The organism is Frigoribacterium sp. SL97 (assembly GCF_026625765.1).
Taxonomy (GTDB): Bacteria; Actinomycetota; Actinomycetes; order Actinomycetales; family Microbacteriaceae; genus Frigoribacterium.
In genome coordinates, this window is sequence record NZ_CP113062.1 from 65,150 (window position 1) to 83,482 (window position 18,333).

Annotated in this window: 13 protein-coding genes; 6 read left to right on the forward strand and 7 right to left on the reverse strand. The window is 72.6% G+C overall.

Annotation, left to right across the window (positions count from 1 at the left end; translation table 11 throughout):
* Positions 1-15 precede the first annotated feature (15 nt).
* On the forward strand, positions 16-2,733 hold the full coding sequence (locus OVA02_RS00275; RefSeq protein ID WP_267658984.1) for a hypothetical protein: 2,718 nt from the start codon (positions 16-18) through the stop codon (positions 2,731-2,733).
* Positions 2,734-2,890: 157 nt separating this feature from the next.
* Positions 2,891-4,219 (forward strand): GNAT family N-acetyltransferase, encoded by a 1,329-nt coding sequence (locus OVA02_RS00280; protein ID WP_267658985.1) that lies wholly within the window; start codon positions 2,891-2,893, stop codon positions 4,217-4,219.
* 110 nt (positions 4,220-4,329) lie between these two features.
* Here the strand turns inward: OVA02_RS00280 and OVA02_RS00285 are convergent, their stop codons facing one another.
* The 6 genes from OVA02_RS00285 to OVA02_RS00310 are packed head-to-tail and all read right to left on the reverse strand — an operon-like array spanning position 4,330 to position 11,371.
* Entirely contained in the window at positions 4,330-5,511 is a 1,182-nt protein-coding gene (locus OVA02_RS00285) for a glycoside hydrolase family 1 protein (RefSeq protein ID WP_267658986.1), read from the reverse strand.
* A gap of 34 nt (positions 5,512-5,545) precedes the next feature.
* Entirely contained in the window at positions 5,546-7,294 is a 1,749-nt protein-coding gene (locus OVA02_RS00290) for an ABC transporter ATP-binding protein (RefSeq protein ID WP_267658987.1), read from the reverse strand.
* A complete protein-coding gene (locus OVA02_RS00295) occupies positions 7,291-8,244 on the reverse strand; it encodes an ABC transporter permease (RefSeq protein WP_267658988.1) in 954 nt (317 codons plus the stop codon). Before OVA02_RS00295 ends, OVA02_RS00290 begins: the two co-directional genes overlap by 4 nt.
* Positions 8,241-9,221, reverse strand: a complete 981-nt coding sequence (locus tag OVA02_RS00300; RefSeq protein WP_200412430.1) for an ABC transporter permease — start codon at positions 9,219-9,221, stop codon at positions 8,241-8,243. Before OVA02_RS00300 ends, OVA02_RS00295 begins: the two co-directional genes overlap by 4 nt.
* Positions 9,218-10,906, reverse strand: coding sequence for an ABC transporter substrate-binding protein (locus OVA02_RS00305; protein ID WP_267658989.1), 1,689 nt, complete (start codon positions 10,904-10,906; stop codon positions 9,218-9,220). The genes OVA02_RS00300 and OVA02_RS00305 overlap by 4 nt, the downstream gene beginning before the upstream one ends.
* A 12-nt stretch (positions 10,907-10,918) precedes the next feature.
* Positions 10,919-11,371 (reverse strand): hypothetical protein, encoded by a 453-nt coding sequence (locus OVA02_RS00310; protein WP_267658990.1) that lies wholly within the window; start codon positions 11,369-11,371, stop codon positions 10,919-10,921.
* A gap of 98 nt (positions 11,372-11,469) precedes the next feature.
* On the opposite strand from OVA02_RS00310, the gene OVA02_RS00315 reads away from it, so the two are divergent.
* Complete coding sequence (locus OVA02_RS00315) at positions 11,470-12,492, forward strand: globin domain-containing protein (RefSeq protein ID WP_324289778.1); 1,023 nt, start codon at positions 11,470-11,472, stop codon at positions 12,490-12,492.
* Positions 12,493-12,581: 89 nt separating this feature from the next.
* Here the strand turns inward: OVA02_RS00315 and OVA02_RS00320 are convergent, their stop codons facing one another.
* The gene (locus tag OVA02_RS00320; protein ID WP_056049712.1) at positions 12,582-13,751 is read right to left on the reverse strand and encodes a LacI family DNA-binding transcriptional regulator; all 1,170 of its coding nucleotides are present in this window, start codon (positions 13,749-13,751) and stop codon (positions 12,582-12,584) included.
* A gap of 289 nt (positions 13,752-14,040) precedes the next feature.
* On the opposite strand from OVA02_RS00320, the gene OVA02_RS00325 reads away from it, so the two are divergent.
* From OVA02_RS00325 to OVA02_RS00335, 3 genes are read left to right on the forward strand one after another with little or no spacing between them, the layout of a single operon-like run.
* Positions 14,041-14,799, forward strand: coding sequence for a PadR family transcriptional regulator (locus OVA02_RS00325; protein WP_056049715.1), 759 nt, complete (start codon positions 14,041-14,043; stop codon positions 14,797-14,799).
* Complete coding sequence (locus OVA02_RS00330; RefSeq protein ID WP_056049874.1) at positions 14,796-15,524, forward strand: ABC transporter ATP-binding protein; 729 nt, start codon at positions 14,796-14,798, stop codon at positions 15,522-15,524. The genes OVA02_RS00325 and OVA02_RS00330 overlap by 4 nt, the downstream gene beginning before the upstream one ends.
* Positions 15,521-18,325, forward strand: coding sequence for an FtsX-like permease family protein (locus tag OVA02_RS00335; RefSeq protein WP_056049718.1), 2,805 nt, complete (start codon positions 15,521-15,523; stop codon positions 18,323-18,325). Before OVA02_RS00330 ends, OVA02_RS00335 begins: the two co-directional genes overlap by 4 nt.
* Positions 18,326-18,333: the final 8 nt, after the last annotated feature.

Sequence of the window (18,333 nt, forward strand, 5' to 3'; positions counted from 1 at the left end):
CATCCGGAAGAAGACATGAGCACGATCAGATCAGGCCTCACCGCCGTCGGCCTCGCGGCCCTCGCCGTGGGCACCCTCTCCCCCACGGCTGCCCTCGCGGCCCCCGCCGCCACCACCACCCCCGACGGGGCCTCGGCCGAGGCCTCACCCGCGGCGTCCACCACGACCCCGTCCGCACCCCGCATCACGTTCGTCGAACCGAGCGAGGACGACAAGCTGTCCGTCGCCGGCATGGCGCCGGGCGCCCGACTCGCGGGGGTCATCGTCGAGGGAGGGGGCAGCTACAGCGCCGCCGTCTGGAACGACCGCTTCGCCACGCTCGTCGACGTCGCCGACCGGGGCAAGAAGGCCACACTCGTCTCGTACACCCCACAGGGGAAGGTCGAGGTCGAGTTCGTCCTCGAGACCCAGTACGCCGAGGGCGAGAACGAGGCACCCGGCACGCCCGTCATCCACGCCGTCAGCCAGTACGACGACGGCCACTTCGTGATCGAGGGGACCGTGGCGCACCAGCCCGACCTGTTCTCGAAGACCGAGGTGTGGGCCAACCGTTCCGGCATGTCGTGGGACTTCCCGTCCGAGAACGGATCGTTCTCGCTGACCGTGCCCGCCTCGCGCGCCGGCGAGGTCATCGAGGTGACGGCCTACTACCGTGGCCACGGGAGCGAGACAGCTCAGGTCGAGCTCGTCCCCACCGAACGCAACACCGCCTCGGACGTCCACCCGCTCGAGGTCGCATCGCCTACCGCGGGCGACGTGCTGGCGACTCCCGAAGCGACCTTCGCCGGAACCGGCATCCCGAACTCGCAGATCGTCGTGACGCGCGACGAGAAGACGAACCGCGCCTCCTCGACGCTCTGCGAGACCCGCGTCTCGTCGCTGGGCGACTGGAGCTGCACGTCGCCGACGCTGCCGGCCGGCAGCTACGACACCGTCGTGACCGAGACGCCCGCCTGGGCCGCGGCACCGAAACAGACCACCGGGACGGCGTTCTCCGTCGCCGACACCATGCCCGACCCCGGGACTCCGGGTCGCCCCTCGACCCCCCTCCTGTCGTCGGTGACCGAGGGCCCCGACGGCCGCCTGACCGTCCGAACGATCATCCACGGGGCCGGCCAGGCCCGCATCGACGTCGGCGACCACAGCGAGACCCGTCTCCGCGGGCAGCACGGCCGGTTCTCGTTCCTGCTCGACGGGTCGCTGGCCGGGCAGACCGCGACCATCACGGGGCTGTCCCACGACGGCGACGGCGACGGCGACTCCCTCGAGATCGACCTGACGCCGCTCGAGGCCCCGGCCGGCTCACCGCTCTCGGCCCCGTTGATGCACGGCATCTCCAAGGAGTCGAGCACCTTCTACGTCCAGGGCACCACCTCGTACTTCGCCGACGAGTACCTCGTGCCGACGGTGATCGCCCAGATCGACGGCGAGTTCGTCGCCGCGACCGAGTCCACCTGGAACGGCGCGTACATCCTGCGCATCCCGACCTCGTTCGCCGGGCAGGACGTCGACCTCTACACCGTCCGGAACGGCGAGCTGTCCGAGGCCACCACGATCACGGTCGCAGCGACCGAGAAGAACTCGGCTCCCGAGACGTTCCCCCTCGAAGTGACCTCGATCGCCGAGGGCGAGACCATCTCGACCGACATGACCTCGATCACCGGCGAGGGCATCCCCGGGTCCCGCATCGCGATCGCAACCGACCTGGCGCGTGCCGGCGAGGCCTGCGCCGCGTTCGTCGGGAGCGACGGGACCTGGACCTGCGAGCTGGAGGCGCTCCTGACGTCCGGCCCGCAGACCATGACGGTCACCGAGACGCCCTACTGGCGGACCCTCGCGCCGTTGACCTCGACGCGCTCGTTCACCGTGTCCGACGGCTCAGACGGCTCCGACGACGAGGACCTGACCGACCTCACCGTGACCAGCCACACCGACGGTGGCCGCTACACCACCGGCATCGCGACGTTCAGCGGCCGCGGCACGCCCGACGCCCGCCTGACCGCCGCCAACCAGTGGGGCACGCCCATGGGTTCGACCCGCGTGGACGAGGACGGCGACTGGAGCTTCAGCCGCAACCTCGGCCCGACCAGCGCCGGCTACGACATCACCTTCACGATGACGCCCACCACCGGTGCGCCCACCCTGGTGACCCTGCACCTCGACTACGAGGCTCCCTCGCGGCCGCTGACCGTCACCAGCCACGTGGACGGCGACTCCTACCGCGAGGGCATCGCCCGCTTCACCGGCACGGGCACCGTCGGCGCCCAGCTCGTCTCCACCAACCAGTGGGGCACCCAGATGGGCAAGGCGACCATCGGCAGCGACGGCACCTGGGCGTTCTCGCGCAACCTCGGACCGACGAACCCCGGCTACGTCCTGACCTTCGTCGCGACCCACGGAACGGACGAGCAACGGGCGACCCTGACGTTGACGCACCAGAAGGACGACCTCGTCGACGTGCAGATCTCGTCCCCGGTCATCCGTGACGGCGGCATCAGCGAGGCCCACCGGACCGTGACGTTCCGGGGCACCGCCACGCCCTTCGCCACGGTCGTCGGCAAGAACCAGTGGGGCACGCCGTTCGGCAGCACCACCGCCTCGTCCACCGGCGCGTTCGCGTTCGACCGCTACGTCGGGCCCGCCGGCACGACCTACCAGCTGACCTTCGAGCAGAAGGCCACCGACGGCACGACGAAGACCACCACAGGGATCGACTTCGTCACCGGACGCTGACACCACCACCAGTACCGACACCAGCACCAGCACCACCAGGGCCGGCTCCGCACCCGCGGGGCCGGCCCTCCCCCGTCCCCGACGCCGATGCGCCCGGCGGTCGCCGCTCCTCCTCGAGACCGACGACAACGTCGGCCGTCCTCCGTAGGCTGACCGGGTGAGCACCCTCGACGACGACTACGACCTCCGCACCTTCGCGGCCGCGCTCGACCCCGAGGCGAGTGACGACTCCCCGCGGGCCGACGTGGCGACCGCCGCCTGGGTCGACGCCGAGTCGATGGGCTTCCACGAACCGGCCGGCGACGACGACTCCCTCGGCCGTGCCGCGCGTCGCCTCGTCGCCGACGGGCGACGTCTCACGGGCGTCTACCGCCGCGAGGCCACCCCCGGCTCGCTCGACGCCGAGGGTTGCCCCGTCGCCACCTTCGCGTCGTTCGACAAGACCCTGCACGTCGGCGGCGGCCGTCTGATCGACGCCGACCTGGTCGCCGGCGTCACCGTGCAACCGACCCACCGCCGCAAGGGCATCCTGCGTCGGATGATGACCGACGACCTCGCCCGCGCCAAGGCGGCCGGCACCCCGGTCGCCGCCCTCACCGCGAGCGAGGCGTCGATCTACCGGCGCTTCGGCTTCGGCGTGGGCGTCCGCGAGCGCACCATCGAGGTCGACGTCCGTCGCGCGGGCGGCCTGCTCAGCGAGCCCGAGGGCAGCACCGAGCTCGTCACCACGGCCTCGCTCGCCGAGGTCGCCCCCGACGTCTTCGCCCGGTTCCACGTCCGCAGCCCCGGTTCGATCGACCGCCACGAAGGCGCCTGGAACCACGCCCTCGGCCGCGAGCGGGCCGACGGCACGCCCGACCCCGCCGTCCGGGCCGCGGTGCACCGCGACGCGACCGGCACCGTCGACGGTTACGTCACGTACCGGGTCGAGTCGGCCGGAGGCGGCCCCGGTTCCACGGGCGTCCAGACCCTCGTCGTCGTCGACCTCGTGGCCGCGACCGACGACGCCTACCTCGGCCTCTGGCAACTGCTGCTCGCCGTCGACCTGATCCGGGTCGTCCGGTACTCGAACGCCCCGCAGCACGACCCCTTGGCGCACGCGGTCGTCGACGGTCGCGCCCTGACCATCAGCCACGACGAGGACCACGTGTGGTTCCGCGTCCTCGACCCGGTCGCGGCCCTGCAGGCTCGCCCGTGGGCGGCCGACGGCGTCGTCACGATCGCCATCGGTGACTCGCTGGGCCACGCGGCCGGCACGTACCGGGTCACGAGCGAGGCAGGCGAGGCGACGGTGAAGAAGGCGGCCGTCCGCCGGGCCGACCTCGAACTCGACGTCGCCACGCTCGGCTCGCTCTGGCTCGGCGGCTCCGACCCGGTCACGCTGGCCGCGGCCGGCCTGGTCCGCGAGCGACGCAAGGGCGCCGTCCAGAAGTTCCGCGCGATGCTGCTGCCCGAGCGACCCCTGCACGGCATCACCTACTTCTAGGCACGGCATCGGCCCCGGGGCCGAGACGCAGGAGGCGCGGGTCGGGTGACCCGCGCCTCCTGCGTCCTCGTGCGCCCCGCGCCGTCCCGGTCCGGCAGGGCCGGAGGGCGCTACGCCCGCGCCAGCCCGTTCGCGCGCGCGACCTCGCCGTACCAGCGGGCGCTCGGCTTCGGCGTCCGCTCGAAGGTGTCGCGGTCCCACCCGATCAGGCCGAAGGTCGGGCGGAACCCGCTGGCCCACTCGTAGTTGTCGAGGGCGCTCCAGTGCTGGTAGCCGAGCACCTCGATGCCCTCGTCGATGGTGTCGTGGACGTGCTCGAGCGCGCCCTGCGTGTAGGCGATGCGACGGGTGTCGTCGGCGGTCGCGATGCCGTTCTCGGTGACCATGACGGGCACGTGGCCCGACAGCTCCCACGCACTGCGGATGCCCTCGGCGGCGGCCGGCGGGTAGAACTCCCACCCGGTCAGCGTCGTCTCGAGCCCCTCGGCGACCGGCCGCGGCCCCTCGGGCCCGACGAAGGTCTGCGTGTAGGCCTGCACGCCGACGAAGTCGTCGCCCGCCGCCATCTCGCTGTACCAGTCGTCACGCACGTAGCCGTACTCGCGCGTCTTCTCGGCGGCACCCGGCTCGTCAACGGCCTTGAACGCCTGGGTGGCGACGGTCCAGCCCGACTTGATCCGAGGCAGCTGCGACAGCACCTCGCGGCTGCGCTTGTGCGAGGCGAGCAGGGCGTCGGCGACCTCGAGGTCGGGGTTCGGCAGCCCGTACGCGACGAGGTTCGACGCGTCCTCCCCGCCGGCGAGCATCGCGGCGATGTTCGGTTCGTTGATGGTGCAGACGTACTCGACGCCCTCGGCGACGACGGGCAGGGCGAGCTCGGTGTACCGGGCGAACAGGTCGGCGGCGTCGGGCGCGCGCCAGAAGCCGTCGCGCTCGAACCAGCGCGGCACGGTGAAGTGCATCAGCGTGACGATCGGCTCGATGCCCAACTCGTGGCAGGTCTCGACCATGCGGCGGTAGTGAGCGATCTGCGCCTTGCTGACGACGCCGCGCTCGGGCTCGATGCGGGCCCACTCGATGCTGAAGCGGTAGCTGTTGAGCCCCAGCTCGGCGAGCAGGCGGATGTCGTCGCGGAACCTGTTGTAGCTGTCGGCCGCGTCACCGCTCGGCTCGACGATGGTCGTGCCGGGGGCGTTCTCGTGCACCCACCAGTTGCTGTTGACGTTGTTGCCCTCGATCTGGTGGGCGGCGGTGGCGGCTCCCCACAGGAAGCCGTCGGGGAAGGTCAGCACAGGGTGGTTCCTTTCGGGTGGAGCAAGGGGGATGTCAGGAGGCGCGGTGCGTGCGGCGCGGGTTCGGCACCGCGTCGAGCAGCTTCACCGTGTACGGGTCGGTCGGCCGTTGGAGCACCTCGGCCGTGTGCCCCCGCTCGACCACGGCGCCCTGGTCGAGCACCATGATGTCGTCGGTGATCAGCCGGGCACTGAGCAGGTCGTGGGTGATGTAGAGCATCGAGACGCCCCACTGCTCGCGGAGGTCCTCGAGCAGCGCGAGCACGCCGGCGCGCAGCGAGACGTCGAGCATCGAGACGGGCTCGTCGGCGATGATCACCTGCGGGTCGCTCGCGAGGGCCCGGGCGATCACGACGCGTTGCCGCTGGCCACCCGACAGCTGGTGCGGCAGCTTGGCCGCGAACTGCTCGACCGGCGTCAGACCGACCGTCTCGAGCAGCTCGAGCACCCGGCGCCGCGCCTCCTGACCGGTCAGGCCGGTGTAGTTCACGACGGGACGCGTGAGCGTGTACTCGACCGTGTGCAGCGGGTTCAGCGCCGCGTACGGGTCCTGGAAGACCATCTGCACGTCGCTGCGGAAGCTGCGCAGGGCGCGGCCGCGGAGCGCCGTGACGTCGGTGTCCCCGAACGTGACACTGCCGCTCGTCGGCTTCTCGACGCCCGTGACGAGCTTGGCGATCGTGCTCTTGCCCGAGCCGCTCTGCCCGACGAGAGCGAGCGACTGGCCCGGTTCGAGCGTGAACGACACGTCGCGGACGGCCCGCACGGGGTCGTCGCCCCGACGGGGAGGCGCGTAGGTCTTGGTCACGCCGCTCACGGTGATCGCGTGCTGCGCCGTGCGCTGGCCGCGCGTGGCGACGGTCGGCACCGAGGTCGTCGTGTCGACGCGGCGGTCGCCCCGGGCCCGGCGGACCGAGCGGTCCTCGAACCCGGGCAGCGACACGACCTCGGCACGAGGGTCGGCGTAGTGCGACAGCAGCATCTTCGTGTAGTCGTCCTGCGGGTCGGCGAGCACGTCGGCCGAGCGACCGTCCTCGACGATGCGACCCTCGTGCATCACGAGCACGCGCTGGGCCGACTCGAGCACGATCCCGAGGTCGTGGCTGATCAGGACGGCGGTGAAGCCCTCGCTCTGCTGCAGCGAGATGATCGTGTCCATCACGGCGTGCTGCACGAGCACGTCGAGCGCCGTGGTCGGCTCGTCGAAGACCATCAGCTGCGGCTCGAGCGACAGGGCGAGGGCGATCGAGACGCGCTGGCGCATGCCGCCCGACAGCTCGCCGGGGAACCGGGCGAGCACGCCCGCGTCGAGCTCGACCTTCGCGACCAGCTCGGCGGCGCGGCTGTGCCACCGGTCACGCGGCACGTGACCGTGGGCCTTGAACACGTCGACGAAGTGGTTGCGGATCGTGCGCACCGGGTTCAACGCGTTCATGCCCGACTGCAGCACCATCGCGAAGCCGCCCTGACGCTGCTGACGCAGGGCCTCGGTGTCGAGGTCGCGGACGTCGGCACCGTCGAACCAGATGCTGCCGCCGTTGGTGCGCGCCGGCGGCTTCTGCAGCCGGGTCAGCGCGTAGCCGAGCGTCGACTTGCCCGAGCCGGACTCGCCGACCAGGCCGACGAACTCGCCCCGCTTGAGCCGGAACGACACGTGGTCGACGGCCTGCACGGGCTCGGCGCCGGCGCTCTCGTAGACGACGCTGAGGTCGCGGACGTCGAGCAGCACGTCGTCGGACGACGAGGAGGCGCGGTCTGCGGTGGTGAGGTCCGTGGCGGTCACTTGCGCGCCTCCTTCTTCTGCTTCGCGCCTTCGCGAAGTCGAGGGTTGCCGACGGCGTCGACGCCGAAGTTGATCAGGGTCAGGCTCATCGCCAGCAGGGCGATGCAGAGGCCGGGCGCGAAGAGCAGGATCCACTGGCCGGTGAGCAGGGCGTTCGAGTTCTGGGCCCAGTAGAGGATCGTGCCCCAGCTGACGATCGACGAGTCGCCGAGCCCCAGGAACTCGAGGCCGGCCTCGGCGAGGATCGCACTGGTCGCGGCGCCGAAGAACGAGCCGGTGATCAGCGAGGTCATGTTGGGCAGGATCTCGCGGAACACGATGCGTCCCGCGCTCTCGCCCGAGAACCGTGCCGCCGTGACGAAGTCACGCGAGCGCAGGGACTGCGTCTGGCTGCGCAGCACGCGGGCTCCCCACGCCCAGCCCGTGATGACGATCACCGCGAGGATCACGGTGATGCCGCCGTTCTGCAGGTAGGCCGCGATGACGATCATCAGGGGCAGACCGGGGATCACGAGGAACAGGTTGACGACGAAGCCGACGACGTCGCCGCCGAAGCCCTTCATGTAGCCCCAGCTGAGCCCTATCGCCACGGCGACCAGGGTCGACAGCACGCCCGCCACGACACCGACGAAGACGCTGATGCGGGCGCCGTAGATCAGTTGGCTGAGGACGTCCTCGCCGGCCGCCGTCGTGCCCATCCAGTGGGCCCAGCTGGCGTCGGCGTTGCGCTCGAAGCCGTTCTCGCTGGCGCCGAAGGGGGCGAGCAGCGGGGCGAAGATCGCGACGAGCACGAAGACGCCGAAGATGACGACGCCGATCTTCGCCTTGGGGTTCGACCAGATGGTCGCGGCCATGCGGCCGATGGTGAGCCAGCGACTGGGCGCCTTCTGCTCGGCGGGCCCGGTGGGGGGCGCGCCTTCGGGCAGGTGGACGGACACGGTGGAGGTCATCGGCGGGTCCTTGGGTCGAGCACGCCGTACAAGATGTCGACGAGGAAGTTGGCGACGAGCACGCTGACCGTGATCATCAGGAAGAGGGCCTGCATCAGCGGGTAGTCCTGGCCGATGACGGCGTTGAACAGCAGGTAGCCGATGCCGGGGTAGCCGAACACCTGCTCGACGAGGATCGAGCCGCCGACCACACCACCCAGGGCGAGGCCGAAGCCGGTCAGGTTGGGCAGGATCGCGTTGCGGGCGGCGTAGCGCACGGCGACCGTGCGGCCCTTGAGCCCGTTGGCCTCGGCGAAGGTGACGTAGTCGTCACCTAGCGTCGAGATCATCGCGTTGCGCATGCCGAGGATCCAGCCGCCGAGGCTCGTCAGCAGGATGGTGATGGCCGGCAGCACCGCGTGCTGCAGGGCGTCGCCGACGAAGGCCGGCGTGAACCCGGGCGTGGTCGTGGCACCGTAGGCCCCCGTGGTCGGGAACCAGTGCAGCACGTAGCCCAGGAAGAACAGCAGCAGCAGGGCGGTCCAGAAGTACGGGAACGTGCTCATGAAGCTGCCCGACAGGGTGGGCAGCGAGTCGAGCCAGGTGCCGCGCTTCCACGCCGCCGCGACGCCGATCAGGGTGCCGAGCACGAAGGCGATGATCGTGCAGACCCCGACGAGGATCAGCGTGAACGGCAGGGCCTGGCCGACCAGGTGGCCGACCGTCTCGGGGAAGAACGTGTAGCTCGTGCCGAAGTCCAGACGCACGACTTGGCCGAGGTAGCTGACGTACTGCTGGAGCACGTTGCCGTCCGGCACGCCGAGCTGGGCCTCGATGGCGGAACGGGTCGCCGCGCTGACCGGACCGTTCAGCGACAACTTCGCGATCGCGGCGTCGGTCGGGCTGCCGGGCATCAGCCGCGGCAGGATGAAGTTCAGGGTGACCGCGGCCCACAGGGTGAGCACGAACAGGCCGAGTTTCTGGGCTGCGTACTTCACTGGTCGCCCTCTTCCTGGTCGACGCGCTTGAGCTTCGTGAAGATCAGCAGCGGTGCCTGGTCGTAGTTCTGCGGTGCCATGTACGGGTTCTCGGCGGTGGGCCAGCCGGTGAACTTCGAGTCGTTGAACAGACCCCAGAGCCCGCCGTAGTAGAGGCCGATCACGGGCAGCTGGTCGTAGACGACGTTCTGCAACCGGAAGGCGTACTGCTTCTGCTGCTCGGGGTCGGTCGTGGCCTTCCAGTCGTCGAGCAGCTGGTCGACCGCCGGGTCGCTGAACCGCTCGAAGTTGGCCGCCGTGGTCTCGCCGACCGGGGTGGCGAACTGGCTGTTCAGCAGGTTGTTGTAGGCCTGGTACACGTTGCCGTTGCCCATGCCGCCCATCGCCATGTCGAACTCGCCGTTCGCGATGGCCGACTGGTAGCCGGCCGGCTGGGGAGCCTGGATCTGCACGTCGATGCCGATCGCGCCCAACTGGCCCCGCACCTCCTGCACGGCCCGCAGCCAGTCGGTGTAGCCGTTGGCCGTCAGGATCGTGATCTTGAGCTGCTGGCCGTCGGGGCCGACCAGCTCGTCACCCTGCTGCGTGTAGCCCGACTGGGCGAAGGCCGCGAGGGCGCCGTCGACGTCCTGCTCGAGGATGCCGGCGTTCGGGATCGACGGGTCGAGGTCGTCCTGCTGGTTGGGCAGGATGAGCCCGGTCTGACCGGCCGGCTCGAGGTAGCCCTCGGTGGCCGACTCGGCGATGGGGCCGCGATCGAGCGCCAGCGCGATGCCACGACGCACGTTCACGTCGTCGAAGGGCGCCTTGGTGAGGTTCGGCACGAGCCCGATCACGCCGCCCGGCGGGAACCAGAACTGGTTGTCGGGGCTGGCGGCACCCCAGGTGCCCTCGACGTCGCTGATGAACGAGTACGACCAGTCGTAACCGCGCGTGACGGTGTCGAGCTGGTTGTTCGTCGCGGGCAGGATCAGGTGACCGATCTCGATGGTGTCGGCCTGCCAGTAGGTCTCGTTCTTGTCCATCGAGTACTGCTGCGGCGAGTAGTTGCCGAGCGTGAACGGTCCGGTGCCCACCGGGTCGGGGTTGCGGAAGGTCGTGGGGTCGTCGACGTCCTTCCACAGGTGCTCGGGGACGATCGTCGTCTGACCGATGATCTCCATGGCCGGCACGTCGTCGGTCTGCAGGTGGAAGACCACGTGGTCGCCCTGCTGCTCGATCGTGTCGATGTGCTGCCACGCACCCTTGAGGTCGAGCGTGGGGTTCGCCTTGATGAGGTCGAACGTGTAGACCACGTCGGCCGGGGTCATGGGCGTGCCGTCGGACCACTCGACGCCGTCGCGGATCGTCATGTCGATCGTGCGCGCGTCGGGCAGGACGGTCTCGCTCGCGAGCCAGGGCGTGATCTCACCGTCGAGCGGGTTGATCTCGAGCAGGGGCTCGTAGATCCAGGTCGAGGCCGTCCGCTTGTTCGTGAGGAACGGGTTGAAGTTGCGCTCGAACTGCGGGTTGCCCTTGTCGGCGTTGATCAGCATCGTGTCGGCCCCGATGCTGGGGTCGGGCTGGCTGCGGATCTGGATGCTGCAGCCGGTGGCCACGAGCACGGCGGCCGTGGCCGCTGCCAGGGCCGCGAGCGTGCGGAAGCGTCGGCGTGGGTGTCGCCGAGGGGGTGTCGCGTGCGTCATCGCCACGTTCTCTCATTCGTCGTCGAGGTGAGCTGGGCCCACTGTAAGCGCATACATCACAGGGAAGCAAGTGGTCGGGCCCGTCGAGAGGCCCCGAGGAGGCGCGAGGTCGTTCGACGCCGAGCCAACCGTCAGGGGATGCCAGGGCCCGCACGCCAGAATCGGCGTCGGGTGCCGGTCACGGCACCCCGGCCGACCGGAGGGACCCGCATGGCCAGCACGACGCAGCTGCGAGCGCTCCGCGCCTCGCTGCCCGTGGTCGCCGAGCGGGCGCACGACATCGCCGACGACTTCTACCGCCGCCTGTTCGCGACGCGACCCGATCTGTTGCGGGACCAGTTCAACCGGGGCGACCTCGCCCAGGGGCGGCAGCAGCGCGAGCTCGCCCGCACGATCGTGGCGCTCGCCCAGGCCGTCCTCGACGCGGCCCCGGGGTCGACGCGTGCCGCCGGTGGCGACCGGCATCGCGCCTCCTCGGGGGCGGACCGTCCGGCGTCGACGGCGACGCCGACGCCGTCGGCCAGGCCGGGGCGCCGACCCTCGCACCGGCGACGCCCGGCGAGATCGTCTCGCGGTTGGCCCAGCGGCACGCGGCGCTCGGCGTCACCCGCGACGAGTACGACCTGTTCGAGCGGCACCTCGGCGACGCGTTCGCGGCCGCCCTCGGCCCCCGGCTCACGGCCGAGGTCGCCGACGCGTGGTCGGCCGTCTACCGGCAGGCCCGCGACGAGATGGTGACGACGGTCGAGGCGATCTACCGGCAGGCCGACCTCGAGCCGGGCGAGGAGTGGCGCGAGGCCCTCGTCACCGAACACCGCGTCGAGGCCGAGGACGTCGTCGCACTCACCCTCGTCTCGGCCGACAGCGAGACGCTGCCGCGGTACCGTGCCGGCCAGTTCGCGTCGGTGCAGGTGCGGCTGCCCGACGGAGCCCGGCAGATCCGGCAGTACAGCCTGCGCGGCGGGCACGACGAGCAGTGGCGCATCAGCGCACGGCTGCTGGTCGGCGAACCGCCCGCCCCCGACGGCGAGGTCTCGTCGCACCTGATGCGCGAGCTGCGGGTGGGCGACGTGGTGAGCGTCTCGCCCCCGATCGGGTCGCTGACGATCGACGACCTCGACGACGCCCCGCTGCTGTTCGTCTCGGCGGGCATCGGCTGCACGCCCGTGCTCGGCATGCTCGACCACCTGGCCCGCACCGAGCCCGACCGCGTCGTGACGGTCCTGCACTTCGAGCGCACCCCCGAGCGGCACGCCCACCGCGTCGAGCTCGAGGCGCTGGTCGCGTCGATGCCGAACGCGACGCTGCGGGTCAGCTACACGCAGGGGTCGCTGTCGGCGCTCAGCGCGCTGGCCGAGGCGTCCATCGACGGGCCCGGGGTCTACCTCGACCCGATCGACCTGGCCCGGGTCGACCTCACCGCGTCGCACCGGGTGTTCCTGTGCGGGCCGGTGCCGTTCATGGCGATCGCCCGGGCGGCCCTGATCGGTCACGGCGTCGACGCCGACCGCGTGCACTACTTCGTCTTCGGGCCGGACGACGGCAGCGTCACGGGTGCCGACACCGGGCAGCGCGGACTGGGGTAGGACCGGGCGGAGGCGCCGGCCGACTCGCTGGCGGGGGCGCAGGCGGGCTCGCGGGCGGAGGCGCCGGCGGGCTCGCGGGCGGGCCACGCTCAGGGCGCGGGGCAGCTCTCGCGGAGCAGCACCTCGACCGGCAGGGTGACCCGCTGCGCGGGTGCTCCCGGGTCGGTCAGTCGCCGGACGACCGTCCGGACGGCGATGCGGCCGAGCTCGCCCATCGGCTGACGCACCGTGGTGAGCCGGGGCCGGGAGAACCGGCCGGCGTCGATGCCGTCGAACCCCGTCACGAGCACGCGACCGGGCACGTCGACGCCCTGCTCGCCGAAGACGTCGAGGACGCCGAGGGCCGACTGGTCGTTCGCGCAGAGGACGGCTCCGGGCAGGTCGCCGGCCTCGAGCAGGGCCGCCGCCGCACGACGACCGCCGGCACGGGAGAACTCGCCCGGCTCGACCCGGACCGTGACGCGCGCGCCGGACGCACGGTGCGCCTCGACGGCCCGGTCGAAACCGGCGTGACGGTCGAGTTCGTCGGGCGAGTCGGACGGTCCGGCGACGTAGGCGACGTCGCGAACCCCCCGCGACCCCAGCACGAAGTCGGTCAGGGCGTGCATGCCGGCGACGTTGTCGACGCCGACGTGGTCGAGGTCGTCGCCCGGTCGCGAGTCGGCGAGCACGACGACCGGGATGCGTCGTGCCACGTGCGCCAGCAGGTCGCCCGGCACCGTCTGGGCCAGCACCGCGAGCCCGTCGACCCGACCCGCGATGTCGTTGACCATCACCTCGCGGCTCGACCCCCGCCCGGCGGCGACCATGAGGGCGAAGCCCCGTCGCCAGGCCTCGACCTCGGCGCCGCGCAGCACCTCGTCGAAGTACAGGTTCGCCGGGTTCGACGCGTGGTCGCCCCGAGGAGGCGCGGTGAGGGTCGCCGCACCGCGGCCCGGGTCGACGACGGTCGGCGGGTCCGCCCGCTCGCGATCGTCGATCAGCGGGATGCGCGAGGCGTCCGACACCCGGGCCCAGTCGGGTTCGGGGCCGTCGATGCCGTCGTGGCCCGGCAGGAAGAGGCCGAGCACGCCCGTGCGTCGGCCGGCGAGGCCGCGGGCCGCGCCGCTCGGCACGTAGCCGAGGGCACGCACCGACTCGAGCACCCGGCTCCGGGTCTCGGGGCGCACGTCGTCGGGACGGCGCAGCACCCTCGACACCGTCGCGATCGACACGTCGGCGTGGGCGGCCACGTCGTAGACGGTCGGGGCCTTGGTCACGAGAGGTCCTCCAGGAGGGCGGCGGCGGGTCGCGGACCATCCTAGGTCGGTCGGTGCCCGGGGCCGACCCGCGCCTCCTGCCCCGGCCGGTGCGGGACGGCCGTCGGGTGCCGCCGGCGCGGACGTCGACGCGGGCGCCGTCGAGGGCGCCGTCGACGGACGTCGCGGGTGCCGTTTGTCGGAGTCGACGATGCGGGGCATACTCGGTATGCACGGGCGCCACGAGGCGACGCCGCGACTCGACCACAGGAGGCCACGTGACGGCACGACCGGACGGCGAGGCGGCCCCGTGACCGTGCGACTGGGCCTGCTGGCGATCCTCGACCAGGGCCCGGGGTACGGCTACCAGTTGCGCAGCGAGTTCGACCGACGCACCGGGTCCACCTGGCCGCTCAACGTCGGCCAGGTGTACTCCACCCTCGACCGGCTCGACCGCGACGGCCTCGTCGAGCGTGACGAGCCCTCGCCCCGCGACACGTCGCCCGAGGCCGACGGGTCGCCGGGGTCCGACGGATCGCCCGGGTCCGACGGATCGCCCGGGTCCGACGGGTCGCCCGCCGCCGAGGCCTCGGTGGCGGGCACCGGGCAGGCCGCCGGAGAACACCAACGACTCTGGCGCATCACGGCCGCCGGACGGGCCGAGGTCGCCCACTGGCTCGGGACGGCCGTCGACACCCCCGACGCCACCCGTGACGAGCTGCCGCTCAAGTTCGCCCTCGCCGCGACCCTGCCGGGGGTGGACGTGGCGACGCTCGTGCAGACGCAGCGCCGCGCCTCCTTGGCGAAGCTGCAGCGACTCACCCGGACCAAGCACGCCGGGGGCGACCCGGAGGCGCCCGGCGAGTTCGCCTGGCGCCTCGTCGTCGACTCGATGATCTTCGCGGCCGAGGCCGAGGTGCGCTGGCTCGACCACGTCGAGTCGAGCCTGCGCCGGGCGTCGCTCGCCGAACGGCAGTGGGCGGTCGAGGCCGTGGCCCCGACGACGAGCGGGCCCGGGTCCCCTGCCCGGACGCCGGGGCCGGCGCGGGCCGCACGAGGTCGGTCGTGACCGAGCGCGCCGAGGTGCTGACCCTGCTCGCGGTGGGGCACGAACACGGAACCGGCGACCTCGCCCGCACCGCCCTCGACGGCGTGAGCCTGACCGTCCTCGAGGGCGAGCTGGTCGCCGTCATGGGCGCGTCCGGCTCGGGCAAGTCGACCTTGCTGGCGATCGCGGGCGGCCTGACGACGCCGACCGCAGGGCACGTGCAGGTCGACGGCACCTGGCTCGCCGACCTGAGCGCGGCCGAGGTCGCGCGGGTGCGACGACGGTCGGTCGGCTTCGTGTTCCAGCAGTTCAACCTCGTCTCGACGTTGACCGCGGCCGAGAACGTCGCCCTGCCGCTCGAACTCGACGGCATCGGCACCCGTGCCGCCCGGCGTGCCGCCGACGACGCGCTGGCCACCCTGGGCCTGGCCGCTCGAGGACGGGCCTTCCCCGCCGAGCTCTCGGGCGGCGAGCAGCAGCGCGTCGCGATCGCCCGCGCCCTCGTCGGCAGCCGTCGCCTGGTGCTCGCCGACGAGCCGACCGGCGCGCTCGACAGCAGCACGGGCGACGAGGTCATGGGCCTGTTGCGCGAACGGGTCGACGCGGGTGCCGCGGGCCTGCTCGTCACGCACGACGCCCGCCACGCCGCCTGGGCCGACCGGATCGTGTTCCTCCGCGACGGCCGCCTCGTCGACGAGTCCGCGCCGCGGGGGCCCGAGTCGCTGCTGACCCCGGAGGCGCGGTGACGGCCGGCGGCCTCGTCGCGCGTCGACAGGTGCTCAGGCGCCTGCGCGAGTACGTGATGGTCGTGCTGCTGATCGCGCTGCCCGTGGCCGGCGCCTCGGGGGCGGCGGTGCTCGTCGCGAGCGCGATGCCCACGACCCGGCAGGAGATCACCTCGACGCTGGGCCAGACGGCCGCCCGGGTGCACTGGACCGGCTACGAGACCCGGCAGTCCGTCCGGGGGCTGAACCAGTGGTCGGGCGACGAGGTGACCTACCGCCCGCCGGCCGACGTCGTGCCCGGGGTCGAGCGGACGCTCACCCTGCGCACCCTCTGGACCCGGGTCGGCACGTCCCCTGCCGGCGTCGTGATCGGACCGGTGACCGACCCGGCCTTCGAGGGCCGTTACGTGCTCGAGCGGGGGCGGGCCGCCGAGCGGGGCGACGAGGTGCTCGTCACGCCCGCCCTCGCCCGCGACGACGGGCTCGAGACGGGATCGACCACGACCGTGCACCGCGTCCCCGGCGCCGACGGCCCGCGCGACCTCGAGGTCACGGTCGTCGGCATCATGTCCGAGGTCGGCGGCGGCACGGACGACCGGCAGGTGTTCGCCCGCGACGACCTGGCGGCGGGCCTGCCCGACCCGTCGTCGACGACCTCGGCGTCGTCGACGTCGTCCGAGCAGTACCTCGTGGGCGACGCCGTCGACTGGGACGAGGTGCGCGAGTTGGGGCGCGCGGGATTCGTCGTCTGGTCGGCGGCGGTGGTCGCCGACCCTCCGCCCGAGGGCACCCCCGGGCTCGAGAGCGAGGCGGGTTACGGCAGCACGGGCACCTACGCCGCCCTCGGCGTGGTCTTCGCCGTCTTCGCCGGCGCCGAGGTCGCCCTGCTCGCGGGGGCGGCCTTCGGGGTCGGGGCCCGTCGGCAACGCCGCACCCTGGCCGTGCTCGCCGCGGTCGGGGCCGACCAGCGCACGCTGACCCGGATCGTGACGCGGCAGGGGGTGTGGGTCGGCGTCGTCGCCGCGGTCACCGGTCTCGCCGTGGGCGTCGACCTCGGCATCGGCGTCGTCGCCCTCGCCCGTCGAGCCGGCGTCGACGTGGGCCCGTTCGCCTTCTGGGGCGTCCACGTCCCCGGGGTCGTGGTCGCGGGCATCGGACTCTTCGCCGTCGCCGTGTCGTGGATCGCGGCCGTGGTGCCCGCGCGCCGTGCCGCCCGGGTCGACGTGATGGACTCGCTGCGCGGCGGGACGGCCTCCGGCGCGGTGGACGCCGCGTCGGACCGGGGCCGCGGCCGACGGTCCGCCGTGCTCGCCGGCGTCCTCGTCGTCGGCGGCGTCCTCGCCTGCTTCGGGGCGGGATGGGTCTCGTACGCCACCTCGGTCCCGGTCGGCTCGCGCTGGTGGTGGGCGGCGTTCGTCGGCCTCGCGGTCTCCGCCGTGGCCGCCCTCGTCGGCGTCCTGCTGCTCGTGCCGGCGCTCGTCCGTCGGCTCGGGCGCGCGTCCACGCTCGCACCCATGCCGTTGCGGCTCGCCCTGCGCGACGCCTCCCACGGCGCCGCCCGCACGGCTCCCGCCGTGGCGGCCGTCACCACGGCGGTGTTCGTCGCGGTGTTCGGCGTCTCGATGTCGACCGCGGCCGCACGACAGTCCGAGGACTCCTTCTACCGCCCCTACCCGGCGGGCACCGTGGCGATCTCGTACGACCAGGCGTCCGACCTCCGCGTGCCGGGCGGCTCCCCCGAGGCGGCCTCGCTCGACTCCGCGGCCGTCGCCGCCGTCGCGCGCGGCCTCCCGGTGAGCGACCGTGCCGTGTGGCAGACCCCGGTCCCCAGCGGTTACGACTCGAACGGCGCCCCGGTCGCCGTCGACGCGGTCACGCCGTGGGCCGTGCTGACCGTCCCCGACCGTTGCGACTCGTCGACGGGGCGCCTCGAGGGCCTGTCGTCCCGTGAGGCGCAGCGGATCACCGATGCCGACCCTGCCTGCGACTACCCGCTCGGGTCGTTCACGTCACAGGACAACATCATCGTGACCGACGAGGACGGCCTCGCCGTGACCCTGGGGGCCGCTCCGTCCACGGCCGCCCGCGCCGCGTTCGAGTCGGGCGGCGTCATCGCCTTCGACCCGTCGCTCGTCGTCGACGGCGAGGCCACCATCGGTCTCGCCACCCCGGCCGATGTCGTGGACGGCTTCGACGCCTCGGCCACCCCCTCGACGTCCGTGTCGCTCCCGGCCGTCGTCCAGCGTCCGACGACGCTCAGCACCGGGGCCGTCCTGATGAGCCCCGGCACCGCCGAGCGGCTGGGCTTCGAGCTGACCCAGCGTGCCGTCGTGATGGTCACCGACCGGCAACCGACCGAGGACGAGGCCGCCGGCCTCCGGGCCGCGGTCACCACCGCCACCGACGGCCGGGCGACGGTCGAGACGAGTCCCGTCGATCGGGGCCTCGACCTGGCCCTCGTCCTGGCACTCCTCGCGACGACCCTCGTCTGCGCCGCGGCGGCCGCGGTCGCCTTGGGGCTGGCCCGCGCCGAGGGCCTGAGCGACCAGGTGACCATGCAGGCCGTCGGAGGCACGGACGCCCAGCGACGCGCCATGTCGTTCTGGCAGGGCGTGGTGGTCGTGGGCACGGGTGCCGTGCTGGGCACGATCCTGGGGCTGGTGCCGACGGGGGCCATGGTCTGGGCCTCGGACCTGCCGTTCGCCCCACCGTGGTGGGTGCTCGCCGTCGTGGCCGTCGGGCTTCCCCTCGTCGTCGCCGCCGGCAGTGCCCTGACGAGCCGTCGACCGGCCTCCCTCGTGCGACGACCCGTGCTGGACTGACGAGCGGG

Excerpts from the sequence above, each read along its gene's own strand:
- OVA02_RS00275 (WP_267658984.1), top strand. The coding sequence starts at position 16 with ATGAGCACGATCAGATCAGGCCTCACCGCCGTCGGCCTCGCGGCCCTC.
- OVA02_RS00295 (WP_267658988.1), bottom strand. The coding sequence starts at position 8,244 with ATGACCTCCACCGTGTCCGTCCACCTGCCCGAAGGCGCGCCCCCCACC.
- OVA02_RS00305 (WP_267658989.1), bottom strand. The coding sequence starts at position 10,906 with ATGACGCACGCGACACCCCCTCGGCGACACCCACGCCGACGCTTCCGC.
- OVA02_RS00310 (WP_267658990.1), bottom strand. The coding sequence starts at position 11,371 with ATGCCGGTCGCCACCGGCGGCACGCGTCGACCCCGGGGCCGCGTCGAG.